Annotated in this window: 20 protein-coding genes; 10 read left to right on the forward strand and 10 right to left on the reverse strand. The window is 63.9% G+C overall.

The features are described 5' to 3' along the window. Positions 1 to 14: 14 nt before the first annotated feature. From NHF53_RS12125 to dnaG, 3 genes are all read right to left on the reverse strand, one after another. The gene (locus tag NHF53_RS12125) at positions 15 to 2,126 is read right to left on the reverse strand and encodes a toll/interleukin-1 receptor domain-containing protein (protein ID WP_252834389.1); all 2,112 of its coding nucleotides are present in this window, start codon (positions 2,124 to 2,126) and stop codon (positions 15 to 17) included. 160 nt (positions 2,127 to 2,286) lie between these two features. Further along, a complete protein-coding gene (gene rpoD / locus NHF53_RS12130; RefSeq protein ID WP_252834390.1) occupies positions 2,287 to 4,335 on the reverse strand; it encodes an RNA polymerase sigma factor RpoD in 2,049 nt (682 codons plus the stop codon). Positions 4,336 to 4,748: 413 nt separating this feature from the next. Then, on the reverse strand, positions 4,749 to 6,740 hold the full coding sequence (gene dnaG / locus NHF53_RS12135) for a DNA primase (RefSeq protein WP_252834391.1): 1,992 nt from the start codon (positions 6,738 to 6,740) through the stop codon (positions 4,749 to 4,751). A gap of 220 nt (positions 6,741 to 6,960) precedes the next feature. On the opposite strand from dnaG, the gene NHF53_RS12140 reads away from it, so the two are divergent. Both NHF53_RS12140 and NHF53_RS12145 read left to right on the forward strand, forming a co-directional pair. Beyond that, positions 6,961 to 7,251: a BrnT family toxin gene (locus NHF53_RS12140; protein ID WP_252834392.1), complete on the forward strand. Its 291-nt coding sequence runs from the start codon at positions 6,961 to 6,963 to the stop codon at positions 7,249 to 7,251. Next, positions 7,217 to 7,549, forward strand: a complete 333-nt coding sequence (locus tag NHF53_RS12145) for a BrnA antitoxin family protein (protein ID WP_114361383.1) — start codon at positions 7,217 to 7,219, stop codon at positions 7,547 to 7,549. The genes NHF53_RS12140 and NHF53_RS12145 overlap by 35 nt, the downstream gene beginning before the upstream one ends. 56 nt (positions 7,550 to 7,605) lie before the next feature. Here NHF53_RS12145 and NHF53_RS12150 read toward each other — a convergent pair whose 3' ends face one another. Beyond that, entirely contained in the window at positions 7,606 to 8,055 is a 450-nt protein-coding gene (locus tag NHF53_RS12150) for a GatB/YqeY domain-containing protein (protein ID WP_114361806.1), read from the reverse strand. Between the two features lie 329 nt (positions 8,056 to 8,384). On the opposite strand from NHF53_RS12150, the gene carA reads away from it, so the two are divergent. After that, entirely contained in the window at positions 8,385 to 9,590 is a 1,206-nt protein-coding gene (carA, locus tag NHF53_RS12155) for a glutamine-hydrolyzing carbamoyl-phosphate synthase small subunit (protein ID WP_252834393.1), read from the forward strand. 41 nt (positions 9,591 to 9,631) lie between these two features. Here the strand turns inward: carA and NHF53_RS12160 are convergent, their stop codons facing one another. Then, positions 9,632 to 11,029 carry an MATE family efflux transporter gene (locus NHF53_RS12160; RefSeq protein WP_114361381.1) on the reverse strand — a complete coding sequence of 466 codons (1,398 nt, stop codon included), beginning with the start codon at positions 11,027 to 11,029 and terminating at the stop codon, positions 9,632 to 9,634. Positions 11,030 to 11,233: 204 nt separating this feature from the next. Next, a complete protein-coding gene (locus NHF53_RS12165; protein WP_114361380.1) occupies positions 11,234 to 11,557 on the reverse strand; it encodes a helix-turn-helix transcriptional regulator in 324 nt (107 codons plus the stop codon). A gap of 50 nt (positions 11,558 to 11,607) precedes the next feature. Between NHF53_RS12165 and NHF53_RS12170 the strand changes: the two genes are divergently transcribed. Further along, positions 11,608 to 12,093 (forward strand): SRPBCC domain-containing protein, encoded by a 486-nt coding sequence (locus NHF53_RS12170; protein WP_252834394.1) that lies wholly within the window; start codon positions 11,608 to 11,610, stop codon positions 12,091 to 12,093. Between the two features lie 41 nt (positions 12,094 to 12,134). Here NHF53_RS12170 and NHF53_RS12175 read toward each other — a convergent pair whose 3' ends face one another. Beyond that, a complete protein-coding gene (locus NHF53_RS12175) occupies positions 12,135 to 12,644 on the reverse strand; it encodes a DUF2306 domain-containing protein (protein WP_252834395.1) in 510 nt (169 codons plus the stop codon). An 87-nt stretch (positions 12,645 to 12,731) separates the two neighbouring features. Here NHF53_RS12175 and NHF53_RS12180 point away from each other — a divergent pair, with 87 nt between their 5' ends. After that, positions 12,732 to 13,574, forward strand: coding sequence for a LytTR family DNA-binding domain-containing protein (locus tag NHF53_RS12180; protein ID WP_252834396.1), 843 nt, complete (start codon positions 12,732 to 12,734; stop codon positions 13,572 to 13,574). A 10-nt stretch (positions 13,575 to 13,584) separates the two neighbouring features. Here the strand turns inward: NHF53_RS12180 and NHF53_RS12185 are convergent, their stop codons facing one another. Together NHF53_RS12185 and NHF53_RS12190 are read right to left on the reverse strand one after the other, a co-directional pair. Next, a complete protein-coding gene (locus tag NHF53_RS12185; RefSeq protein WP_252834397.1) occupies positions 13,585 to 14,502 on the reverse strand; it encodes a neutral zinc metallopeptidase in 918 nt (305 codons plus the stop codon). Between the two features lie 103 nt (positions 14,503 to 14,605). Beyond that, positions 14,606 to 16,090, reverse strand: coding sequence for an amidase (locus NHF53_RS12190; RefSeq protein WP_252834398.1), 1,485 nt, complete (start codon positions 16,088 to 16,090; stop codon positions 14,606 to 14,608). A gap of 124 nt (positions 16,091 to 16,214) precedes the next feature. On the opposite strand from NHF53_RS12190, the gene NHF53_RS12195 reads away from it, so the two are divergent. Further along, positions 16,215 to 16,481, forward strand: a complete 267-nt coding sequence (locus NHF53_RS12195) for a hypothetical protein (protein WP_114361376.1) — start codon at positions 16,215 to 16,217, stop codon at positions 16,479 to 16,481. Between the two features lie 43 nt (positions 16,482 to 16,524). On the opposite strand, the gene NHF53_RS12200 is transcribed toward NHF53_RS12195, so the two are convergent. Further along, positions 16,525 to 17,256, reverse strand: coding sequence for a DUF1868 domain-containing protein (locus NHF53_RS12200; RefSeq protein WP_252834399.1), 732 nt, complete (start codon positions 17,254 to 17,256; stop codon positions 16,525 to 16,527). A 246-nt stretch (positions 17,257 to 17,502) separates the two neighbouring features. Here NHF53_RS12200 and carB point away from each other — a divergent pair, with 246 nt between their 5' ends. From carB to NHF53_RS12220, 4 genes are all read left to right on the forward strand, one after another. Beyond that, positions 17,503 to 20,997, forward strand: a complete 3,495-nt coding sequence (gene carB / locus NHF53_RS12205; RefSeq protein ID WP_252834400.1) for a carbamoyl-phosphate synthase large subunit — start codon at positions 17,503 to 17,505, stop codon at positions 20,995 to 20,997. Positions 20,998 to 21,210: 213 nt separating this feature from the next. Beyond that, entirely contained in the window at positions 21,211 to 22,440 is a 1,230-nt protein-coding gene (locus NHF53_RS12210; RefSeq protein ID WP_252834401.1) for a DUF2235 domain-containing protein, read from the forward strand. A 165-nt stretch (positions 22,441 to 22,605) separates the two neighbouring features. Beyond that, positions 22,606 to 23,082: a transcription elongation factor GreA gene (gene greA / locus NHF53_RS12215; protein WP_114361805.1), complete on the forward strand. Its 477-nt coding sequence runs from the start codon at positions 22,606 to 22,608 to the stop codon at positions 23,080 to 23,082. Positions 23,083 to 23,113: 31 nt separating this feature from the next. Next, positions 23,114 to 24,178: a glycosyltransferase family 4 protein gene (locus tag NHF53_RS12220; RefSeq protein WP_252834402.1), complete on the forward strand. Its 1,065-nt coding sequence runs from the start codon at positions 23,114 to 23,116 to the stop codon at positions 24,176 to 24,178. Position 24,179: the final 1 nt, after the last annotated feature.

Below are 24,179 nucleotides of genomic sequence, written 5' to 3' on the forward strand. Positions count from 1 at the left end.
GAGAGAAAAGCCGTTTAGACAAGAAACTTCAAAAATGCCTCGATGGCTCGCCGGAGGGCAACCACTGCCGCCTGCGCCTGAGGTGTTGCTATTAGGGTTGAGATTCCCGCCAAAGCAGCAAGCGAACGCTCCCAAAAACCAATTTGCATCAGCACGAAGCGGCGCTTTGGCGTCACATCATTTCCTTTGCCGGCATTTTCACCGATATTGGGAGGCAAACCATCGATATCTGTGGCCATTCGTGCCTGCGCCTTTACAACGCTCTCATATCTGGGCGTCACCCCATCAATTTCGGCGAGACGATCAATGACGTCGGCAACCTGGACGACAGGAGTGACAAAATCGCTGCCACTTGCCAAATCTTCGTTGACCTCCGCCTCCGCGAACGTCCGTTCGCGCTCCTGCGAAAGCGGATAGTGACCGAGAAACCTGGCATGATGGGAGAAGTATCGCATGAAAAGATGGGACAGACCGGCGCCCCACAGCTCGAAATCGGTCGAATTGAATTCCAGTTGTGCGATCTCGGCATAATCGACCAAGAGCCCCACGATAGGCTTCGTTCCACGTTCATCGAGGTGCGCCCTGTATCCTTCAAGAACCGCTCCGATCACTGGCGGCGCATTGGCGGGCAGCGCTTTGAGCAGCGCCGAAACAGTTGAGCGCAGGACTGTCGGCAAGTCGGGCAAATCGACGTCGTAGGCGGCGCGGTCGAAGGTCGCGTTGGGCACGGCGTCAAGCTTTTGATCAGGCGTGCTAACTACGTCGGGGCTAGCGATTTCCGCGAGGCGTTGACGCAGGGCCTCCGGCTCCACTGCCCCGTTATGGTGGATCGCATCGAGCACTGCCCGCCGCCGTTCCTCACGGGGCAATCCGACAAGGGACTTGTAGACGATCTGCCGCGCCAATCGATTGAGTTCTGCCGGACGCAGAAGAAAGGAGACAAGCTTCCGTTTCCGGCCAATGGGATCGGCATTGTAGATCGCGGCCCATTCCGCCCGACAATGCTCCGAAACCACATAGTCGGGAGAAAGAAGCACAACGGCCCTCGCGCCCCGCTCCAGCCCCTCTTGCATCTCGATCACAAAGTTGGAGCCAACGGGAAAGTCCTTGAACTGCGCGATCGTCGTGTAACCGGCATCTTCCAGATATGCGTTGATCTCCCTCGCCTCGGTTTCGTTACGGGTCGAATAGCTGATAAAGAAATCGACCTTACTACGCTTCGTCGTCTCCTTATCCGTTCCGGATGTTGGGTGAGGCTCTCGTGACGCCGCGCTTTCCTCACCACCGCGCCCCCCCAGCCGCGCGGCCACATCCTGCATCACCTCGTCAGGATCACGCTCCCAGAATTTGTTCTTTTCGGTCGCCAGCGAGACAATCACATCCTCGCGCCGCCCGGCCAGATGCATAAAGGGGACGTGGCCTCTCGCAACGGCCGCGTACCAGTCCCGGACCACGCCCCAATCCGCGCCAAGCCTATTCAGGCTTTCGTCAAACCCATTCTCCGCATTCACGACCCAGACTGGCCTCGGTACCCCGGCCCAAAGAGAGGTCTGCAGAAGCGAGCCCGCCCCGCTCTGGGCAGCCTGTTCCAGATCGGCACGAACTACGGCCCAAATAGCAGCTCTGGCAGCGGCGGCGGCTCTGCTGCCGGGGAAAGCGGCGGCGGCTCTGGCGGTGGCGTCGGCGGCGTAGGCGGTGAAGGTGGCGGAGTCGGCGGCGTAGAAGGCGGCGGAGTCGGCGACGGCGAAGGCCCTGGCGGCGGTGGCGAAGGCTCTGGCGGCGGTGGCGAAGGCGGCTTTGCCTTCGGCGACGGCGGCTCTGCCGGCGGGGAGGGCGTCGGCGACGGCTTTGGCGGCGTCGGAAGCGGCGGCGGAAGCGGCGGCGGCCATTTCGTGGGCCGGATAATTGCGCGCGGCCCATGAAATGAACAGTGCCCTGAAGCCCGCAAGTGTCAAGCGCCGCTGCCGATCAGGTCTGATGGAGGGTGAAGACACAATCGTAGGAAGCACACGCAAAGCAGAGCGCAGTGCCACCAACTGCGCCTCCGCGATCGAACGTGTCGCGAGATACGCTTCAAGCCCGTCCCGGTCTTCTATCTCGCCGATCGCTTGCGTCCTTCGCGCCATGCCCTTTGCCCCCGGTTGCAACGCCCAAGTGCAAGATGCATGGTGGCTGTCGGCGAGGCAAGAGCCCCGGCGCCTCACCCACGCGATCCCTGCGCAACGAAAAACCCGGCAAGATTGCTCTCGCCGGGCTTCTGTTTTTCTGACTTCTGCAGACTGTTTCTCAGCTGTCCAGGAAGCTTCTGAGCTTGCGCGAGCGGCTCGGGTGCTTGAGCTTGCGGAGTGCCTTGGCTTCGATCTGGCGGATACGTTCGCGGGTGACCGAGAACTGCTGACCGACTTCTTCGAGCGTGTGGTCGGTGTTCATGCCGATGCCGAAGCGCATGCGCAGCACGCGTTCTTCACGCGGGGTGAGCGAGGCGAGAACGCGGGTCGTGGTTTCCCGGAGGTTCGCCTGGATCGCCGCGTCGATCGGCAGCAGCGCGTTCTTGTCCTCGATGAAATCGCCAAGATGCGAATCCTCTTCGTCGCCCACCGGGGTTTCGAGCGAGATCGGCTCCTTGGCGATCTTCAGGACCTTGCGGACCTTTTCGAGCGGCATTGCGAGCTTCTCGGCCAGTTCTTCCGGCGTCGGCTCGCGGCCGATCTCGTGCAGCATCTGGCGCGAGGTGCGGACGATCTTGTTGATCGTCTCGATCATGTGCACCGGAATGCGGATCGTGCGGGCCTGGTCGGCGATCGAACGGGTGATCGCCTGCCGGATCCACCAGGTGGCATAGGTCGAGAACTTGTAGCCGCGGCGATACTCGAACTTGTCGACCGCCTTCATCAGGCCGATATTGCCTTCCTGAATGAGGTCGAGGAACTGCAGGCCGCGGTTCGTGTACTTCTTGGCGATCGAAATCACGAGACGGAGGTTGGCTTCCACCATCTCCTTCTTGGCGATGCGCGCTTCACGCTCGCCCTTCTGCACCATGTGCACGATGCGGCGGAATTCCGAAATCGAGATGCCGGTTTCCTGGGCGAGGTTCTGGATCTCCGAGCGGATGTCGCGGATCGTCTGGTTTTCCTCGCGGGCGAATTCCTTCCAGCCGCGCGCCGCCAGATTGCCGATCGACTTCATCCAGTTCGGGTCGAGTTCCGCACCCTGATACTGTTCGAGGAAAGCCTCGCGCTTGACGCCGTAGGATTCGGCAAGGCGCAGCAGCCGGCCTTCGTTCTGAACGAGACGCTTGTTGATGTCGTAGAGCTGCTCGACCAGCGCATCGATGCGGTTCTGGTTGAGCGACAGCGACTTCACCGCCGTGATCAGCTGGTCCTTGAGTTCCTTGTAGCGGCGTTCCTGGCCGGAGGACAGCGTGCCGGCGCAGGCGAGACGCGCCTCCACCTGCTGGTCCTGCAGCTTCCTGAGCTTCTTGTAGGTGTCGGCGATGAGGTCGAGGGTTTCCATGACCTGCGGACGCAGTTCGGCTTCCATCGCCGCAAGCGACAGGTTGCTCTCGTCCTCGTCTTCTTCCTCTTCCTCCGGCGGCAGGCCTTCGCCGCCGACATTGGTGATGTCGTCGTCGCCGCTCGGCGCGCGGGCGCGGCGGGTCTTTTCCTTCTCCTCGGCCGCCTTGCGGTCCGCCTCGATCTTTTCCGGGCTCTGGAACTGCGGAGCAGCCTTGGCCTCGGGACCGGAATAGGTGGTTTCGAGATCGATGATCTCGCGGAGCAGCGTCGTGCCTTCGTTCAGTTCGTCGCGCCAGATGATCAGCGCCTGGAAGGTGAGCGGGCTTTCGCAGAGGCCCGCGATCATCGTTTCGCGGCCGGCCTCGATGCGCTTGGCGATGGCGATTTCGCCCTCGCGCGAGAGAAGCTCCACCGAGCCCATTTCGCGCAGGTACATGCGCACGGGATCGTCCGTGCGGTCGGTCGGCTCTTTCTTCTTGGCGGTCGCGAGCGCGGTGCCGGCGGTCGGCGCCAGTTCGCCGCCTTCCTCGCCGTCGTCACCACCGTCGTCGTCGTCGGATGCGGCCTCTTCGACCTCTTCGTCCTCGACGACGTTGATGCCCATGTCCGAAAGCATGGACATGGTGTCTTCAATCTGCTCCGAGGTGACTTCTTCAGAAGGCAGCACCGAGTTCAGCTCGTCCATGGTGACGTAGCCGCGCTTCTTCGCCGCCTTGATCATCTTCTTGACCGCGTCGTCGGAAAGATCGAGAAGCGGACCGTCCGTCGCACCGTCGCGTTCGCTGTCGGCTTCTTCGTTTTCTTTGACTTTGGTTGCCATGTATCTCGTCGCTTTCCCTGACGCTGTCATTACCACGTGACACCACGCGGACAGGCCCCAACCGGCCCTGTCCGCCGCGAATCACAGTCACTGACCTAACGGAATGATCTTTAATCCCCGATTAACTACGGGAGTACCCACGGCCACGCCGCACATCTGCGCTTCCAAATGACCGCACATGGTAATATAGATCCGCCCTGATCCAATTCACCTACAAATGCCCGTTCTGGTGATTCCCACAAATTTTCCCGGCGTCAAGCTCTCCAGGCGTCAATACCCAGGAAAATTGGAAAAAACCGCGGCAACGAGCCATCAGCCTCGTTTGTCAACGCAGATGTAGGATCGAAACCGCGGAAGACAAGGGGGAGCGCGCCGCCGAAGCCGATATTGCCGGCGATCGCCCAGCGAGCCGTCTAATGGTGCCCGGTCGCAGCACCCTTCACCCGTCCCGACATCACGCCGAAGCCGTCGACGATCGCCTCCTGGTTTTCCATGCGGGTGATCTCGAGCTGAACCTGATGCAGCGCGCCGATCAGCTGGCCGATGCGATCGGCATCCTCCGCTTCCGTCGCCTCCGCGATCTCGCGCTCGAGTTCGAGCCGCTGCGTCTTCAGCGCCCGCGCACGCTTGTGCAACGACAGCGCCTGGCGATAGCCCTCGCGCGCATCCTCGCCGGCGGCGATCTCGGTCGCGGTCCAGAGCCGCGCATTGCGGATCTGCTGGTCGAGACTGCGGATGAGTTCAGAAAAGCCCTGCTCGTCCAGCTTTGCCGTCAGATGGTCGCGGTCAAGATGGGCGCCCGCGCCCGCCGCCGCGGTCAGGAGCGCCGACCAGAGGCGCTGCAGGTCGCGGCTCTCGTATTCGATCTGGGCGATCTCGTCGTAGTCGTCCTGCAGGATCTGCGGATGGTTGACGACGGTGAGTGCCAGCACGCTCTCGCGAAGCGTCGGCTGGTCGGACCGGCCCTTGACCATGCCGGACCGCGCCAGCCGCTCGGAGACCACCGCGCCGCGCTGCGCGTAGCCCTGTCCGGGGGCCCCGCCCCTGCCCTGCCCTTGCCGCTGCCCGCGCTCGAAGCCGCCGCGACGTTCGCCGCGCCCAGCCGGCGCGCTCGACTGGAAAAAGGCGTTGAGGCGGTCGCGGACGTCCTGCTGGTAGTGCCGCCTGACGCTCTCGTCGGCGATGACCGAGATCACCTGCTTCAGCCGCGCCTCGAGCTCAGCGCGCTTTTCCGGCGTGTCGAAGCCGCCGCCCCCGACCTCTCGCCGCCACACCATCTCGGCGAGCGGACGCGCCTCGGAGAGCACCTTGTCGAAGGGCGCGCGGCCCTCGTGCTTGACGAGATCGTCCGGATCCTTGCCGTCCGGCAGCAGCGCGAAGCGGACGGAGCGGCCGGGTTTGAGATGCGGAAGGGCGAGATCGACGGCGCGGAAGGCGGCCCGCTGGCCGGCGCCGTCGCCGTCGAAGCAGAGCACCGGAACCGGCGTCATCTTCCACATGAGGTCGAGCTGGTTTTCGGTGAGTGCCGTGCCGAGCGGCGCGACGGCATTCGCGACACCCGCCTGGGCGAGCGCGATGACGTCCATGTAGCCCTCGACGGCGATGATGGTATCAGCACCGCCCGCCCCCTGGATCGCCCGTCTCGCGCGGGAAAAGTTGTAGAGCACGCTGCCCTTGTGGAAGAGCTCCGTCTCCGGCGAGTTCATGTACTTCGCCAGCGCATCCGGCGCCATTGCGCGGCCGCCGAAGGCGATGACCTTGTCGCGCGACGACAGGATCGGGAACATGATGCGGTCACGGAAATAATCGTAGGAGACGGGAATGTCGTCGCCGTGCCGCACGAGGCCGCAGGCTTCGATCTGCTCCTTCGGCACCCCCTTGCCGGCGAGGTATTCCTTGAGCGCGTTGCGGCTCTCCGGCGCGTAGCCGAGGCGGAAGGCCTCGATCGTTCGCCCGGAAAGGCCGCGCTCGCGCAGATAGGCCCGCGCCCTGGCGCCGTTCGCCGTCTGCAACTGCTCCTGGAAGAAGACCGTCGCCATCTCCATGACGTCGAGGAGGGTCGTGCGCTCCTTCTCCCGCCGTTCGGCCTGCGGATCGGGCGCCGGCATCGGTACCCCGGCCATGTCGGCGATCTGCTGGACCGCCTCCGGAAAGCTCAGGCCTTCGAGATCGGTGAGAAAGCGGAAATGGTCGCCCGTGACGCCACAGCCGAAGCAGTGGTAGCGCCCCTTGCGGTCCTCGCAGTGGAAGCTCGGCGATTTCTCGCCGTGGAAGGGGCAGCACGCCCAGTAGTCGCCACGCGAGACGTTGGTCTTCTTCCGGTCCCAGGACACGCGCCGGCCGATCACCGCCGAAATCGGCACGCGGTCGCGGATCTCGTCGAGAAAGGGTTGGGAAAAGCGCATGAATGTCCTCGGGGTCGATCCATCCATATAGGCCGCCCGCACGGCAAATGCCATCGCGCCGATGCGTGATACCCGTTATTCACAGCTGTTGACCGTACGTACGTTTGTATATACAATTTTGTCGATTTGGTCTTTGTCGACGCCTCGACGACCAGAGAGCTCGTGGGGCGAGCGGACAAAACTGAGTCCAACCTCTTTCGTCCCGAAGGAAGCGGTGCCTATGGATGTCTCTCAACCAGACTTCTCCCGCTTCGAATGGGACGAAAACAAGCGACTGAGGAATATAGAGAAACACGGGATTGATTTCGAAGACGCCGTATTGGCCTTGGCCTTGCCGCGTGTCGAATATCCTTCCGATAGAAATGGAGAGAGACGCACGGTTGCAATTTGCCCGGATGACTTACGCCTGATCGCCGTAGTCTATACGGCGAGGGGCGATGTCTGCCGGATAATTTCAGCGCGCGTCGCACGCCCAAATGAGCAACGAGAATATTACGCGCGTTACCCGTGAGGACATACTGCGCAAGCGGGCAAGGGGCGAAAAGAGCCGCACCGACTGGAAACGCGTCGATGCCATGACCGACGAGGACATCGTCGCGGCCATGCGTGACGATCCCGACTGGCAGGACTTTATCGACATCGACTGGTCCAAGGCGGTCGCCGTCACCCCGCCACAGAAGACGGCGATCTCGATCCGGCTCGACGAGGATATCGTCGATTTCTTCAAGGCGACCGGCAAGGGCTACCAGACGCGCATCAACGCGGTCCTGCGCCATTTCGTGACCGAGCAGAAGCGCTCGAAGCGCTGAACGCAAAACTCCGCCCGAAGGCGGAGTTGCAGCAGTCCGTTTCAAAATGGCGCTGTTTACTTCAGCAGGTCCTTGACCACGCCGGAAGCCTTGGCGAAGTCCATCTGGCCGGGATAGCGCTCCTTGAGCGCGTTCATGCACTTGCCCATGTCACGCAGGCCTTGCGCACCGGTCTCGGTGATGACGGAGGCGCAGAGTTCGCGCACCTTCTCCTCCGACAGCTGCTCGGGCATGAAGCTCTTGATGACGCCGATTTCCTCGCGCTCCTGGGCGGCGAGTTCCGGACGTCCGTTCTCGGCATAGATGCGGGCGGATTCGTCCCGCTGCTTGATCATCTTGACGAGAATCTGCATGATTTCGTCGTCGCTGACCGGGTCCTTGCCCAGCCCGCGATTGGCGATGTCCCGGTCCTTGATCGCCGCCTGGATCAGCCGCAACGTCGACGTCCGGCACGTATCCTTGGCCTTCAGGGCATCCTTGAGGGAATTGGCGAGCACGTCTCGCATCATGATCTTTCTCCGCGAAAAAGCCGTTGGGCAGGCTCGGTCAATTGTGGCTTTTCCTTGTCAGTTGAGCCGCAGTAATAGCCAGTGGCGTCCGCTCAGGCAAATCAATTAGACAAGCCGTTGAATCCGATGGACGTTAATTCCACGGTTTCCACAGTGAAGAATTGACCTGGCGGAGCGATCCGTCTATTTTCCGGCACCTGCACGAAAATGTAATCAGGGCTTCAAGCGCGCTTGGCCGCGCAGCCTCGATCTGCGACAGAAAATGGCCACTGTCAGCCGGTTCTTCAAGGGAACCGGGGGCAGACGGCTAAACCAAGGAACGGAATATGACCGCGACAGCCCCCTGGACCACCCGCAAGCCAACCGCCCTTCTCGTTCTTGCCGACGGCACCGTGATCGAGGGCCGCGGAATCGGCGCGACGGGCAAGGTGCAGGCGGAGGTCTGCTTCAACACCGCGCTCACCGGTTACGAGGAAATCCTGACCGATCCTTCCTATCTCGGCCAGATCGTCACCTTCACCTTCCCGCATGTCGGCAATGTCGGCACCAACGCGGAAGACATCGAAGACCTGACGCCTGCCGCCCGCAACGGCGCCGTCGGCGTGATCTTCAAGGCCGACATCGCCGACCCCTCGAACTACCGCGCCACCCAGCATCTCGACGCCTGGCTGAAGGCCCGTGGCATCATCGGCCTCTGCGGCGTAGACACCCGCGCGCTGACGGCCTGGATCCGCGAGAACGGGGCCCCGAACGCGGTGATCGCCCACGATCCGGCCGGCGTCTTCGACCTCGAAACGCTGAAGGCGGAAGCGAAGGCCTGGAGCGGTCTCGAGGGCCTCGACCTCGCCAAGGTCGCGACCTCCGGCCAGTCGTCGGTCTGGACGGAAACGCCCTGGGTCTGGAACAAGGGTTTTGGCACACTGGGCGCCGAGAACGCCCGGTACCACGTCGTCTGCGTCGACTACGGCGTGAAGCGCAACATCCTGCGCCTCTTCGCAGGGCTCGACGCGAAGGTCACGGTGGTGCCGGCGACGACCAGCGCCGAGGATATCCTTTCGCTCAATCCCGACGGCATCTTCCTGTCGAACGGCCCGGGAGACCCGGCCGCGACCGGCATCTATGCCGTGCCGGTCATCCGCAAGCTCATCGACAGTGGCCTGCCGGTCTTCGGCATCTGCCTCGGCCACCAGATGCTGGCGCTGGCGCTCGGCGGCACGACCGAGAAGATGCACCAGGGCCACCACGGCGCCAACCATCCGGTCAAGGACTTCACCACCGGCAAGGTCGAGATCGTCTCGATGAACCACGGCTTTGCGGTCGACTCGAAGTCGCTGCCGGAAGGCGTTGAGGAGACTCACGTTTCGCTCTTCGACGGTTCGAACTGCGGCCTGCGCCTCGTCGGCAAGCCGGTCTTCTCGGTCCAGCACCACCCGGAGGCCTCGCCCGGTCCGCAGGACAGCCACTATCTCTTCCGCCGCTTCATGAACATGGTGCGCGAGAGAAAGGGCGAAGCGGCGCTCGCAGAGCGCTGATCGGACTCTCTTATTAGCGGATCATTTCGACGGCCCGGCAATCACTGCCGGGCCGTTCGCATTTCGTAGCGCACCCTGAGGAAAAAGCGGGCGCAAAGCAGGAACGAGGCGCTGCCGAGCCCGACGAGGAAGCCGAGCCAGATGCCGACCCCGCCGAGACCGAGCGGGAAGGCCATCAGCCAGGCGAGGAAGAAACCGATCGGCCAATAGGCGATGAGCGCCATGACCATCGGCACGCGGGCATCCTTGAGGCCGCGCAGCAGGCCGCTTGCGATCGCCTGCAGCCCGTCGACGAGCTGGAAGATGCCGGCGACGACCACGAGATGCGCGGCAAAGTCGAGCACCGCCGGCGCCTCCGGCTTGTTGGCGTCGATGAAGACACTGCTGAGCTCGCGCGGCAACGAAAAGAAGAGAATGCCGCCGGCGATCGCGATCAGGCTGGCGATGGCGAAAACGGCGATCGCCGCCCGCACGAGCTCGGCATAATCGCCGCGACCATGGGCGACACCGATCCGGACGGTTGCTGCCTGCGAGAGGCCGAGCGGGATCATGAAGGCGATGGAGGCGAGCTGCAGGGCGATCCCGTGTGCGGCGAGCTCGATCGTGCCGATACGCCCCATCAGCAGCGAGGCGGCGGTGAAGAGGCTCACTTCGGCGAGAACGGTCACGCTGATCGGCAGGCCGAGGTGCACGACTTCCCAGAGCGCATGCCAGTCCGGCCGCCAGAAACGGACGAAGAGCTCGTACTTGCGGGTCTGCTCGCGAGTTTGAATATAGACGACCATGGCGAGGAAGCTCGCCCACTGGACGCAGACGGCGACGATCGCCGCCCCGGTCATGCCGAGCGCCGGCAGGCCGAAATGGCCGAGCACGAGGCCGTAGGCCAGAACGCCGTTCATCACCAGCACCCCGAGCGTCACGTAGAGCACGATCCCCGCCCGGCCGATGGCGCTGACGAGGGCCCGCAGCACGGCAAAGAGCAGCGCCGGCAGGAGCCCGAACTGGACGATCATCACGTAACCGGCGGCAAGGGCCGCCACCTCCGGCTTCTGGCCGAGTGCGAGCAATATCCGCTCGGCATTGAAGAAGAGCGGCATCGTCAGCAGCGTGTAGGCGATCGAGGCCCACATGCCCATGCGCAGCGAACGGCGCACCGAGACCACGTCGCCGCGGCCAGAGGCCTGCGCCACCATCGGCACGACGGCGATCGAGAGCCCCGAGCCGAAGATGAAGACGGTGAAGAAGAACTGGCCGGCAAGAACCATCGCCGCAAGCGATTGCGCACCCAGTTGCCCGACGATGACGACGTCGGTCGTATGGATGCCGAGCTGGGCGAACTGGGCGCCGATCAGTGGAATCCCCAGCGCCAGCGTTGCGCGGATATGCTCGCCCCAGCTGTTGGAGGAGCCTACCGGCCGAACTGCGGTTTGCGTGGACATGTTCAAAACCCTGGACGAAAAAAGCCGCTTGCGGGAAATCTGGCAAGCGGCGGACAGCGCCACGGATACGCGAGCTGTCCGAAACGCGCAACCCGAAAGGGCGTTTCTTCAGCAAAACTCGTCGACATATCAATTCGCCTTATGGAGCCATGCAAAATCGCCCGCGCCTCGCGCAGCGGTTTCGGCCCGCCGGTGCTCTGGCGGTCACCCCTCCAGGTCGCGTTTCAGGCGATCCAGCAGCGAGACAGCATTCGCCGCATACTCGCCGATCCATCGGTCATGGATCGCCTTGATCGGCAGCGGGTTCAGGATGTTGCGGCGCTCCCGCCCTTCCCGTTTGACGATAACGAGGTCAGCACCTTCCAGCACCTTCAGGTGCTGCATCACCGTACAGCGGTCAAGTGCGGGAAAAGACTCGCAAAGCGCCCCGGTCGTCAGCGGCGCCTCCTTCAACCGGTCGAGCATCGCCCGCCGCACCGGCGCGGCCAGTGCCTTGAAGACCAGATCTTCCTGATTCGCACTTGACATGTTATATTTTTATAACATGATTGAATCATGGACAAGAGGAGGAGGCGACCATGAACGGTCCGCTGAAGTTCAGAGTGTCTGCGCATATCTCCAGGCCCGTCGGCGAGGTCTTCGAGGCGGTCGTCGATCCGGCCATACTCTCACGCTATTTCACCACTGGCGGCGCGAAGGGACGGCTCGAAACCGGCGCGACGGTCTATTGGGATTTCCATGATTTTCCGGGCGCCTTCCCCGTCGAGGTGGTGGAAGTCGTCCCGCAACGCCGTATCGTGCTGCGCTGGGAGGCGAACGAAGGCTCGCCCGCCGAGGGCGACCCTGAGACGACGCCAGCCGGATACAAGACGACCGTGACCATGGAGTTCGAACCGCTCTCCGACGGACGTACACTCGTCACCATCGCCGAGGAAGGGTGGCACCCGACGCCCGGCGGGCTCAGGGCGTCCCACGGCAATTGCCAGGGCTGGATGCAGATGCTCTGCGCAATGAAGGCCTGGCTCGAATACGGCATCAACCTGCGCGACGGCATGTTCAAATAGGCAGGCGGACGCCGGCGAGCCGCGAATTGCCGCAAGCGGGACTATCGATGAACGCCCTCGGTCCGCGCGACGGAACGGCGGGCCAGGAACGGCCAGCACGCGACGAGCGCCGCCGCAGACAGGGCACCCACCCCCGCCAACGAAGACCACAAGGAGCCAGAGAAAGTGACGGCGTTCATGAGACGGCCGGGCATCAAGGTGAAGGCGCCGGCAATCACGATGCCGCCGACGTAAAGTCCTGTCACGATGCGCCGATGGGCGACGATCCGGCCACGCCGGGCCGCCGCATAGGCGGAGAAACAGCCGACGATCACGTAAAACGAAAGAAGGTGGATCGGACTCCAGTCACCCCATACTCTAAGCTCGTGGACAAAAAGGCTGCTCACGGACGTCAGCCCCATCAACGCAAGCCACAGCTTGCCGAACAGCCGGTGCAGATACGTGCCCTTGCGGCGGGCGAGCAAAAAGGCACCGATGAAGGCAGCAGGCACCACGGTGGCGACGTGAAACTGTATGGCAAATGGGGCATTCAAGAGGGGCTCGAGCGTCATGGCAGGTCTCAGCATTGAAATCGTCCGCCATCTTCGGCAGAAACATAGAACCCTCAACGCAAACCCCGTAAACGGCGGAGAAACTTCGTGGCTTACGAGAAAATGCAATCCGCGCTTCGCGAATTGTGCACCATCGCCGCCGCGCGGCGCCTGTGGCTCACCTTCACGCTTGTGGTTGCGTTATTTACCGTCACCGGCCCTTTCGGAACCGCCGAGCGCATGTTCGTCGGCGCACGTTTTTCCTATTGGCTGATGGTTCATGCACTCGCCTGGTCGATTTCGATCACCTTCGCCATCATGGCAGATGTCTATCTGGCCGGAATTCTTCGGAGCCGCCCCTTGAGAGTGACGTCCGGATCGCTCCTCGCCGCCCTGCCGGTCGCACTGGCGCTGCAAGGTTTCGACATGGCGTTCGATGGACGAGCGTTCTCGCTCGCGGCACTCAGAACGGATTTTGCCATCACCCTACCTCTGTGCGCCCTCTTCTGCCTGCTGACCTGGCTGACGATGAGCGGAACGTTGCTCGGAGAAGCACAACAGGCAGTCCGCTCGCAGCCGCCGTGCCCTCCTTCCGTTTCGGCAAGAGAACCGGCCACCACCCAAAACCCCGCGCCGATTCTGCTGCGGCTCAACCCGGAACACCGCGCCACGCTGCTGCGTCTTTCGAGTGATGATCATTATACAGAAGTGGTGACCCGGCGCGGCCGCGAACTGGTGCTGGTCCGCTTTTCGGATGCCCTGGCCGAACTGGGAGAGACGCAAGGACTGCGCGTCCACCGCTCCCACTGGATCGCTGACGAACACGTCGCCGGTCTGCAGCGAGACGGCAGGCGGCTCTTCGTTCTGACAGCCGACGGAGACCGCATCGCGGTCAGCCGACCCTATGAGGCGGCAGCCCGCGGGCGCTTCGGAGCGAAGAGGCAGACCTGAGCAACGACGATCAGACGTCGCCCTTGAAGGTGTCGCAGGCCTCGACCTTGCCGGCGTCGTAGCCGCGCTTGAACCACTTCATCCGCTGCGCCGAGGTGCCGTGGTTGAAGCTGTCGGGAACGACATAGCCCTGGCTGCGCTTCTGCAACGTATCGTCGCCGATCTGCTGGGCGGCGTTCAGCGCCTCCTCGATGTCGCCGGCGGAGAGAAGCCCCTTCTGGTCGGTCTGCCTGGCCCAGATGCCGGCGAAGCAGTCGGCCTGCAGCTCGACGCGCACCGACATGCGGTTTGCCTCGCCCTCGCCCATCGTCTGCCGCATCTGGTTGAACTTCGGCAGGATGCCCGTCAGGTTCTGCACGTGATGGCCGACCTCGTGGGCGACTACGTAGGCCTGGGCGAAATCGCCGGCCGCGCCGAACTGCTGCGCGAGCTGCCGGAAGAAGTCCGTATCGAGATAGACCTTGCGGTCGCCGGGACAATAGAAGGGACCCGTCGCCGACGACGCGGTGCCGCAGGCCGAGCGGGTGGCGCCGGAAAAGAGCACCAGCTTCGGTTCTTCGTAACGCTCACCGGATGCCGAAAAGATCGTGTTCCAAGTGTCCTCGGTCTCGGCGAGCACGACGCCGACGAAGCTGCCGATCTCCTTCTCCTGCGGCGAGAGCTCGCGCTGCACCGTCTGCTCGTAGCCGGGGCCGCTCGTGGAGCCGTCATCCAGCATCTGCAGCATGTCGATGCCCATCATCTTCAGGACGAAGTAGAGGACGATCAGGATGATGATGGTCGAGAAGCTCAGGCCACCGCCGCGCCGCCCGACGGGGATGCGCAGGCCCGACCGGCCGAACGGATCGCGTCCCATGCCCGCGCCACCTGTCGAGGCGCTGCGGCGATCCTCGATGTTCTGCGACTGACGTCGGCCTTTCCATTCCATGTCGGCACCTCTTCTTCCGGCAGCTTTATGCTGTTGGTGAAAACAGTCTATAGCCGAAAGCGTTCCCGTCGGCCATTCTGAGCAGCGCGGTCTGCGACGGTTGTCAGAGGTTCGGACGCCTGTCTTTCCACGGCCGGGCCTGTTCCAGTTGCCCGGCAAGCCGGAAGAGAGTCTCTTCGTCCGCGAAACGTCCGACGAAATGCATGCCGACCGGCAGGCCCTCCGCCGACCAGTGGAGCGGCACCGACATGGCCGGCTGTCCGGTGACGTTGAAAACCGGCGTCCAGGGAATGAACCCGAAGGTCTCGGCGGCGAGCTGCTCGGCGATGCCGAGCTTCTTCAGGAGCCATCCGCCACGGATGTGCCCCATGATGCGGATGAGTGTCTTCTCGATCGGCTTCGGCTGCAACGCACCGATCTTGACCGGCAGGCTCGAAAGGACCGGCGTCATCAGCACGTCGTGGCTCTCGAAGAAGCCGAGAATCGACCGGGCAGAGAGCTTCAGGTAGCGCAGCGCCGCGGCAAGCTCGGCAGCGGAGAAGGCCTGTCCGAGGAGCGCCAGCCCGAAGGAGGACGGATCGTAATCCTCCGGCCTTGTCTTCACGCCGGCCGTTTCGGCGGTGAATGCGATGTCCGCGCGAAGCTCGGCGGCGAGCACCGTCAGGAAGGCCATGGAAAAGGCGGTCCGGTCGACGGCCGGTGCCGCCTCCACCACCTCGTGCCCGAGGTCTTCCAGAAGCCGCACCGTCTCGGCGAAGGCGGCCTTCACCTCCGGTGCCACGGCGCTCCCGAGCATCGGCGCGTCGGAGACCGCGATCCGAAGCTTCCCCGGCGGGCGGCCGACCGCCTCCAGCCAGGAACCGGGATAGGCGGGGAGCGGATGCGGTGTGCCGACATCCGGTCCGTGGGTAGCGTCGAGCATGGCCGCCGAATCGCGCACCGAGCGCGTCAGCACATGCTCGCCGGCAAAGCCCGACCAGGCCTCGCCGATGAAGGGGCCGACGGGCGTGCGTCCGCGCGTCGGCTTCATGCCGAAGAGGCCGCAGGCCGAAGCGGGAATGCGGATCGACCCGCCGCCGTCGCCGCCCGATGCGATCGGCACCATGCCGGCTGCGACCGCCGCCGCCGAGCCGCCGCTCGATCCGCCCGGCGTGCGGTTCGTATCCCACGGATTGCGGCAGGGGCCGAAGACCTCCGGCTCGGTATAGGGTGTCAGCCCGAATTCCGGCGTGTTGGTCTTGCCGAGAAAGATCACCCCGGCCTTGCGCCAGCGCTTGACGAGCTCGTTCTCTCCGGTCGCGGGAATGCGCGCCCAGAGCCTGTTGCCATTCGAGGTCGACACCCCTTCAATCTGGGCGAGAAGATCCTTGACGAGGAAGGGAACGCCGGCGAACGGCCCCTCTCCCGCCGGCTCTTCGGCCTGGCGCCGCGCCGTGTCGAACATCGGCCGGACGACGGCGTTGAGCTTCGGATTGTCCCGTTCGATGCGGGCGATCGCCGTATCGACGAGTTCGCGCGCGGACACCTCTTTCCGCCGGACCAGCTCCGCCAGACCGAGCGCATCGCAATTCAGATAATCTTCAAACATGTGAGCCCCCCAGAGCCGCAGGCTAGCATGCGCAAATTCAGGAGCAACCCTACCGATTTTGTCGGAGAAAATTCCCTCAATAAGAGTATATTGCCTGATTGCAACCATAGGATGGAGATTGCAGATGGTGTATCCGGTACACAACCAGCAGGCCGATGCCATGACCCTGTTTCTTGCAGATAACACACAGGTCAATCTTCCGGGCAACGGCAACGCCAATGCGGGTGCCGCGATCACCCGCATCAGCTACCACGGCCTGACCTATGACCGCGTCGGAGACTGGGTCGTCGCGGACGGCACCCAGCTGACAGCCAGCTATCCCGGCGCGCAGAACGTCTATCTGACGACACCCCAGCATTTCGAGGTCGTCTATCACCACAACGGTCCGTGAGCCTCGGCTGGAATCCTGCGGGAAGGACGACCGGAGGCGCCGCTCAGGCGGATGCCAGCACCCGCAGTTCCTCGAAGTGGTTCATGTCCTCGAAGGAGCAGAAGGCCGGCGGCCGCAGTTCTATGGTCCCAGCATTGTTCCTGATGTCCTCGACGACCGAGTCGAGGAAGGGATGCCACCGAGCGAGTGCCGCATCATCGAACCGCTCGATGAGGTAGGCGAAGGTGATGTGGAAACTATAGGAGTCGTGATCGGGGTGGCGGTAGCCGAAGACCTCCGCCAGCCGCTCGCGCCAGTCCTTCAGCGCCGCCCGGTCGGCCGCGCTCGCGCCTTCGAGGGCGAGACCGGTCGGCGTGGCGCGGGTCACTGCCATCCTGAACGGCGCACCGGCGGCAAAACCGCCAAGCCTTTCCGTGAAAATCGCCGTCATCTCATCGATCGGCGTATCGAGCGCGACATCGTGGGGCCAGTAAGGGAGCCGACGGCGATATTCGATAATGCCCTGGAAGAGCGTCATGTGGAGGCTCGAGACGGGCGTGAAGGCAAGGAGCTTTGCCTCCGGCGTGTCGAAATAGCGGTTGCGCGCCGCGACGATCGCGCGTTCGCTGTCAGAACCGGCCGCGAGATGGCAGACGACGGTATTGCCCGGCTCCGGAAGAAAGACGCCGTCGGCGCCGTAGCGGGTGCCGAAATGCGGCAGCGGCTCCTGCCGCAGGCTGCGCGAGAAGGGATGCAGGTAGGTGGGCAACAGCGCGGCAGATACGTCGGCGGACATCGCAAACTCCGATAAAAGGGCGGGGCTCCCCTCGTATCGGCGTCGTGCGACGCTCCGATGACAGGACGGAACAGCAGGCCTGCCCTCGCCCTCCCCAACTTTCCTCCCGCGCGATGAAATTTGGGGTTCCGCTACGGCGAACAATTCCCTATAAGCCGCTTCTAGCCTGAAAAGACCCTCCTTGCGCCCCGGCCGGTGAATTCACCGTGGCCGGCCTTTCGCGCAACTGAAAATTGGAAGACGCCGATGCCGAAGCGCCAAGATATCAAGTCCATCCTCATCATTGGCGCGGGGCCGATCGTCATCGGTCAGGCTTGCGAATTCGACTATTCAGGCACCCAGGCCGTCAAGGCGCTGAAGGAGGAAGGCTACCGCGTCATCCTCGTCAACTCCAACCCGGCCACCATCATGACCGATCCGGGGCTCGCCGACGCGACCTATATCGAGCCGATCACCCCGGAAGTCGTCGCCAAGATCATCGCCAAGGAACGCCCGGACGCGCTCTTGCCGACCATGGGCGGCCAGACGGCGCTCAACACCGCGCTTTCGCTGAAGCGCATGGGCGTGCTCGACCGCTACAATGTCGAGATGATCGGCGCAAAGCCGGCCGCCATCGACAAGGCCGAAGACCGCGCCCTCTTCCGCGAAGCCATGGCCAGGATCGGCCTTGAAACGCCGAAGTCGATGCTGGCGAATGCCACCGAGATCAAGGATGCCGACCGCAAGACCCACGAGGCCGCCCGTGCGGAGCTGAAGGCGAAGCTGTCCGGCGCCGAGCTCGACAAGGCTCTCGACGAGCTGGAGAACCAGTGGAACCTCGGCGAGAGCGACCGCAAGCAGCGTTACATGAACCATGCCATGGCGATCGCCGCCCAGGCGCTCGACGACGTCGGCCTGCCGGCGATCATCCGCCCGTCCTTCACCATGGGTGGCACCGGCGGCGGCATCGCCTACAACCGCTCGGAATTCTTCGAGATCGTCGGCTCCGGCCTCGACGCCTCGCCGACCACCGAAGTGCTGATCGAAGAATCGGTGCTCGGCTGGAAGGAGTATGAAATGGAGGTCGTCCGCGACAAGGCGGACAACTGCATCATCATCTGCTCGATCGAGAACATCGACCCGATGGGCGTCCACACCGGCGATTCGATCACGGTGGCACCGGCGCTGACGCTGACGGACAAGGAATACCAGATGATGCGCAACGCCTCGATCGCGGTGCTGCGCGAGATCGGGGTGGAGACCGGCGGTTCCAACGTGCAGTTCGCCGTCAACCCGAAGGACGGCCGCCTCGTCGTCATCGAAATGAACCCGCGCGTTTCGCGCTCGTCGGCGCTCGCCTCCAAGGCCACCGGCTTCCCGATCGCCAAGGTCGCCGCCAAGCTCGCCGTCGGCTACACGCTCGACGAACTGGAAAACGACATCACCGGCGGCGCCACACCGGCTTCGTTCGAGCCGTCGATCGACTATGTCGTCACCAAGATCCCGCGTTTCGCCTTCGAGAAGTTCCCCGGCGCCGAGCCGACGCTGACTACCGCCATGAAGTCGGTCGGCGAAGTGATGGCGATCGGCCGCACCTTCGCCGAGTCGCTGCAGAAGGCGCTGCGCGGCCTTGAAACCGGCCTGACCGGCCTCGACGAGATCGAAATCCCCGGCCTCGGCTCCAATGGCGACAGCGGCGACGACAAGAACGCGATCCGCGCCGCAATCGGCACGCCGACCCCGGATCGGCTGCGCATGGTCGCCCAGGCGCTGCGCCTCGGCATGTCGCCGGAGGAAGTGCACGAAGGCTGCAAGATCGACCCGTGGTTCATCGCCCAGTTCAAGGCGATCGTCGACATGGAAGCCCGCATCCGCGAACACGGTCTGCCGGAAGACGCCGAGAACCTGCGCATGCTGAAGGCCATGGGCTTCTCCGACGCCCGCCTCGCCTCGCTGACCGGCGGCAAGCCGAAGGACGTGGCGATGCTGCGCAATTCGCTGGGTGTCCGCCCGGTCTTCAAGCGCATCGACACCTGCGCGGCCGAGTTCGCCTCGCCGACCGCCTACATGTATTCGACCTACGAGACACCCTTCGTCGGCAATGCCCGTTCCGAAGCGCAGGTCTCCGACCGCAAGAAGGTGGTCATCCTCGGCGGCGGTCCGAACCGCATCGGCCAGGGCATCGAGTTCGACTACTGCTGCTGCCATGCCGCCTTCGCGCTCAAGGATGCCGGCTATGAAGCGATCATGGTCAACTGCAACCCGGAAACGGTTTCGACCGACTACGACACCTCCGACCGCCTCTATTTCGAACCGCTGACGGCCGAAGACGTGATCGAAATCATGCGCGCCGAGCAGGAAAACGGCACGCTCGTCGGCGTCATCGTCCAGTTCGGCGGCCAGACGCCGCTGAAGCTCGCCGAGGCGCTGGAAAAGAACGGCATCCCGATCCTCGGCACTGCGCCGGACGCGATCGACCTCGCCGAGGACCGTGACCGCTTCCAGAAGCTCCTGATGAAGCTCGACCTGACGCAGCCGAACAACGGCATCGCCTATTCGGTCGAACAGGCCCGCCTCGTCGCCTCCGAGATCGGCTTCCCGCTGGTCGTGCGCCCGTCCTACGTCTTGGGTGGCCGCGCCATGCAGATCATCCACAACGAGAGCATGCTGCAGTCCTACCTGCTCGACACGGTTCCGGGTCTTGTTCCGGAAGACATCAAGCAGCGCTACCCGAACGACAAGACCGGCCAGATCAACACGCTGCTCGGCAAGAACCCGCTTCTCTTCGACAGCTATCTGACCAATGCGGTCGAGGTCGACGTCGATGCGCTCTGCGACGGCACGGACGTGTTCGTCTCCGGCATCATGGAGCACATCGAGGAAGCCGGCATCCACTCCGGCGACTCGGCCTGCTCGCTACCGTCGCGCTCCTTCTCGCCGGAACTGCTGGACGAGCTGGAACGCCAGACCAAGGCGATGGCGAAAGCGCTCAACGTCGGCGGCCTGATGAACGTGCAGTACGCCATCAAGGACGGCACGATCTACGTTCTCGAAGTCAATCCGCGCGCCTCGCGCACGGTGCCCTTCGTCGCCAAGACCATCGGTGCGCCGATCGCCAAGATCGCCGCCCGCATCATGACCGGCGAGAAGCTCGACCAGGCGATCGCCGCCTATGGCAGGAAGCCGGATCCGCGCAACCTGAAGCACATCGCGGTCAAGGAGGCCGTCTTCCCGTTCGCCCGCTTCCCCGGCGTCGACACGCTGCTCGGCCCGGAAATGCGCTCGACCGGCGAAGTCATGGGTCTCGACACCGACTTTGCGCTGGCCTTCGCCAAGAGCCAGCTCGGCGCCGGCGTCGAACTGCCGCGTGAAGGCACGGTCTTCGTTTCGGTCCGCGACGAGGACAAGGAGCGGGTCCTGCCGGCCGTGCGCCTCCTCGCCGACATCGGCTTCAAGGTCATGGCGACCGGCGGCACCCAGCGCTTCCTCGCGGAAAAAGGCATCGACGCCGTCAAGATCAACAAGGTGCTCGAAGGCCGTCCGCATATCGAGGATGCCATCCGCAACCGTCAGGTCCAGCTCGTCATCAACACCACCGACGGCAACAAGGCGATCTCGGACTCCAAGTCGCTGCGCCGCGCCGCGCTGATGCAGAAGGTGCCCTACTACACCACCATGGCCGGCGCGCTGGCCGCGGCGGAAGCGATCCGGGCACTCAAGAACGGCCAACTCGAAGTTCGCCCGCTGCAGAGCTACTTCTGAGACAATCCCCAGATGCGAGGCCGGTCAAGACACCCCTTGACCGGCTTCTTTTTACCCGGCGCTTGACCGTCAAGTTGCCTGCCTTCGCGATTGAACATGCGCACTGACCCGGCGTAGCCGGACGGCAGCCGTCACCCTGCACCGATCAACCGCAAATTGTTGTACGGCACACCACCTGCTATGCTTCCCGCGTGACGGCGGAGAGCGTGCATCATGGCGAAAAACATCGTCCTCCTGTTCGACGGCACCTCGAACGAGATTGCCGAGGACAGAACCAACATCCTGCGCCTCTTCGGAGCGCTGAAGCGAAACACCGACCAGATCGTCTATTACGATCCGGGCGTCGGCACCTTCGGTGCGGTGAACGCCTGGCTGAAGCCCTATCGCGATGCAGTCGAGATCTGGGGCATGGGCACCGGCTGGGGCCTCGACCAGAACGTCAAGGACGCCTACCGCTTCATCGTCGAGAACTACGAATCCGCCTCTAGCGGCCGGGGCAGCAGGAAGGACGGCGAAGACGACCATCTCTTCCTCTTCGGCTTCAGCCGCGGCGCCTATGCCGCAAGGGTTCTGGCCGGCTTCATCCATGCCCTCGGCCTCGTCAGCCGGCACAACCTCAACCTCGTCGACTACGCCTACAGCGCCTACAAGGCGATCCCGGATTTCGTCCCGCCGCCGGGGGACGCCGCCGCCAGCGAGGACACGCCTTCGGCCTTCTCCGTCATGCGGCTGCACGAGCGGGCGCTGAAGACCTACCGGCCGAAGATCAGGATGCTCGGGCTTTTTGATACGGTGGGCTCGGTGATCGAGCACGGCTCCTCGGGTGTGCGGCTGAAGACGCATCCGTTCACCCGGCGCAATCCGAGCGTCGAGATCGTACGCCATGCGCTGGCGATCGACGAGCGGCGGACGATGTTCCGCCCGCAATACTGGGAAATCGACCAACCTTACTGGGGCAGCCCCTTCCGTCCTAAGGACGATCCTCCGCCGCAGGACGTCAAGGAGGTCTGGTTCACCGGCTGCCACGGAGACGTCGGCGGCGGTCATCCGGAGAGGGAAAGCGCACTCATCAAGGTCCCGCTCGCCTGGATGATCCGGGAAGCGACCGGCAAGGGGCTCAAGGTCATCACGCGCACGGTGAACGAGATCGTGCTCGGGCAAAACCCGCAAAAGCCCTATGTCGCACCCGACCCGAAGGGGCCGGCCCACGACAGCATGAACCCAGCCTGGCGGCTTCTGGAGTTCGTGCCCCGACGTATTCCGGACAGCTCATGGCGGCGTCACGGTATCGCCGGCGGCATCTACGTCCCGCTGAGCGACCCGCGTTTCATCCCGGATGATGCCCTGGTCCATCAGTCGGTCGTCGACCGTCTCGGCTCCCCGTTGCCCGAAGGGCCCTACGCTCCGGAGAACCTCCCCGCCCGCTATCGTGTGGAATCCTGATCGCGAAGGCAGCCGCAGGCGGGCGCGACAAAACCTCTGGAAATTCGGACCGCGCTGCTATACCTTTCGAACTGATGATTTGAAACACGGTTCCGGGGCGGCGCTCCGGAACCTGTTTTCTTTTATGTCTGCGCCACGCAGGCGCCACATGCGAAGGAAGTCGAAATGGTAGAAAAGGTACCGATGACGCAGAACGGTTTCGCCAAGCTGCAGGAAGAACTGCGCTGGCGGCAACAGGAAGAGCGCCCGCGGATCATCGAGGCGATCGCGGAAGCGCGGGCCCATGGCGACCTTTCCGAAAATGCCGAGTACCACGCCGCCAAGGAAGCCCAGAGCCATAACGAGGGCCGCATCACGGAACTCGAGGACCTGATTGCGCGCGCGGAAGTCATCGACCTTTCCAAGATGTCGGGTTCCAAGATCAAGTTCGGCGCGACGGTGAAGCTCGTCGACGAGGACACCGACGAGGAGAAGGTCTACCAGATCGTCGGCGACCAGGAAGCCGACGTGAAGCAGGGCCGCATCTCGATCTCCTCGCCGATTGCCCGTGCCATGATCGGCAAGGAAGTCGGCGACTCGATCGAAGTCGTCGCACCCGGCGGCTCCAGGGCCTACGAGATCCTGGCGGTGCAGTGGGGCTGAGGGCTCTGTCGCCGGAACAAGGATTGCCCGCGTGACGGATATCGCAGACGTCGAGGTCATCGCGCCGAATTTCAAGCAGCGGCTTTCCGGCGTCACCTCGACGATCATCCAGCTCGTTCCCGTACAGACCCGGCTCGGCCAGAAGGTTGCAACCCTCGGACCGGGCCTTCCCTCTTCGCTTCCGCGAATCGGCTATGCCGACCTGCTGCGGCTCTGGAAGAGGCCGCGCAGCGGGCGCAAGCGCGTCTGGCACGCGCGCCGCAACAACGAGATGCTCGCCGGCCTCGTGCTGCGTGATCTCCTGCGCATGCCGATCAAGGTTCTCTTCACCTCCGCCTCGCAGCGCAAACATACCCGCTGGACCAAGGCGCTGATTGCCCGCGTCGACGCCGTCGTCGCAACGAGCGCCCGCACTGCCGCCTATCTCGAAGTCGAAAACAGCGTCGTCATGCACGGCATCGATACGGCGCGCTTCTTTCCACCCGCAGACAAGACTGCGGCGAAGCAGGCGGTCGGGCTCAATCCCGAAAGTAAGATCGCCGGCTGTTTCGGCCGCGTGCGCCGCCAGAAGGGCACTGACCTCTTCGTCGACGCGATGATCGCCCTGCTGCCCGACCGGCCGGACTGGAGCGCCATCGTCGCGGGCCGTGCGACCGCCTCGCACACCGCCTTTGAGACCGAACTCAAGGAGCGGGTGGCGAAGGCCGGGCTTTCGGAGCGCATTCTTTTCGTCGGCGAGCACACCAACATCAACGACTGGTACCGGGCGCTCGACCTCTTCGTCGCGCCGCAGCGCTGGGAGGGTTTCGGACTCACACCGCTGGAGGCGATGGCAACCGCCGTGCCCGTCGTCACGACCGATGTCGGCGCCTTCCCCGAACTGGTGGTGACCGGGAGGGATGAGACCGGCATCGTCATCCCCGCCGACGACCTCGCCGCGATGGCGAACGCCGCCGGCGCCTTCATGGACGATCCGGCACGCCTTTCCGCCGCGGGCGCCCGGGCGCTGGCCCACGTCTCCGGAAATTTCAGCATCGAGGGCGAGGCCCGCCGGCTCGGCGAAATCTACCGCCGCCTCATCGATGACGCCCCCTAGG

Source organism: Ciceribacter sp. RN22, from assembly GCF_024054295.1.
Taxonomy (GTDB): Bacteria; Pseudomonadota; Alphaproteobacteria; order Rhizobiales; family Rhizobiaceae; genus Allorhizobium; species Allorhizobium lividum.

Excerpts from the sequence above, each read along its gene's own strand:
- NHF53_RS12125 (WP_252834389.1), bottom strand. The coding sequence starts at position 2,126 with ATGGCGCGAAGGACGCAAGCGATCGGCGAGATAGAAGACCGGGACGGG.
- greA (WP_114361805.1), top strand. The coding sequence starts at position 22,606 with ATGGTAGAAAAGGTACCGATGACGCAGAACGGTTTCGCCAAGCTGCAG.
- NHF53_RS12175 (WP_252834395.1), bottom strand. The coding sequence starts at position 12,644 with ATGACGCTCGAGCCCCTCTTGAATGCCCCATTTGCCATACAGTTTCAC.
- NHF53_RS12160 (WP_114361381.1), bottom strand. The coding sequence starts at position 11,029 with ATGTCCACGCAAACCGCAGTTCGGCCGGTAGGCTCCTCCAACAGCTGG.
- NHF53_RS12190 (WP_252834398.1), bottom strand. The coding sequence starts at position 16,090 with ATGTTTGAAGATTATCTGAATTGCGATGCGCTCGGTCTGGCGGAGCTG.
- NHF53_RS12170 (WP_252834394.1), top strand. The coding sequence starts at position 11,608 with ATGAACGGTCCGCTGAAGTTCAGAGTGTCTGCGCATATCTCCAGGCCC.
- NHF53_RS12200 (WP_252834399.1), bottom strand. The coding sequence starts at position 17,256 with ATGTCCGCCGACGTATCTGCCGCGCTGTTGCCCACCTACCTGCATCCC.
- NHF53_RS12150 (WP_114361806.1), bottom strand. The coding sequence starts at position 8,055 with ATGCGAGACGTGCTCGCCAATTCCCTCAAGGATGCCCTGAAGGCCAAG.
- dnaG (WP_252834391.1), bottom strand. The coding sequence starts at position 6,740 with ATGCGCTTTTCCCAACCCTTTCTCGACGAGATCCGCGACCGCGTGCCG.
- NHF53_RS12185 (WP_252834397.1), bottom strand. The coding sequence starts at position 14,502 with ATGGAATGGAAAGGCCGACGTCAGTCGCAGAACATCGAGGATCGCCGC.
- carA (WP_252834393.1), top strand. The coding sequence starts at position 8,385 with ATGACCGCGACAGCCCCCTGGACCACCCGCAAGCCAACCGCCCTTCTC.
- NHF53_RS12195 (WP_114361376.1), top strand. The coding sequence starts at position 16,215 with ATGGTGTATCCGGTACACAACCAGCAGGCCGATGCCATGACCCTGTTT.
- NHF53_RS12145 (WP_114361383.1), top strand. The coding sequence starts at position 7,217 with ATGAGCAACGAGAATATTACGCGCGTTACCCGTGAGGACATACTGCGC.
- NHF53_RS12140 (WP_252834392.1), top strand. The coding sequence starts at position 6,961 with ATGGATGTCTCTCAACCAGACTTCTCCCGCTTCGAATGGGACGAAAAC.
- carB (WP_252834400.1), top strand. The coding sequence starts at position 17,503 with ATGCCGAAGCGCCAAGATATCAAGTCCATCCTCATCATTGGCGCGGGG.
- NHF53_RS12165 (WP_114361380.1), bottom strand. The coding sequence starts at position 11,557 with ATGTCAAGTGCGAATCAGGAAGATCTGGTCTTCAAGGCACTGGCCGCG.
- rpoD (WP_252834390.1), bottom strand. The coding sequence starts at position 4,335 with ATGGCAACCAAAGTCAAAGAAAACGAAGAAGCCGACAGCGAACGCGAC.
- NHF53_RS12210 (WP_252834401.1), top strand. The coding sequence starts at position 21,211 with ATGGCGAAAAACATCGTCCTCCTGTTCGACGGCACCTCGAACGAGATT.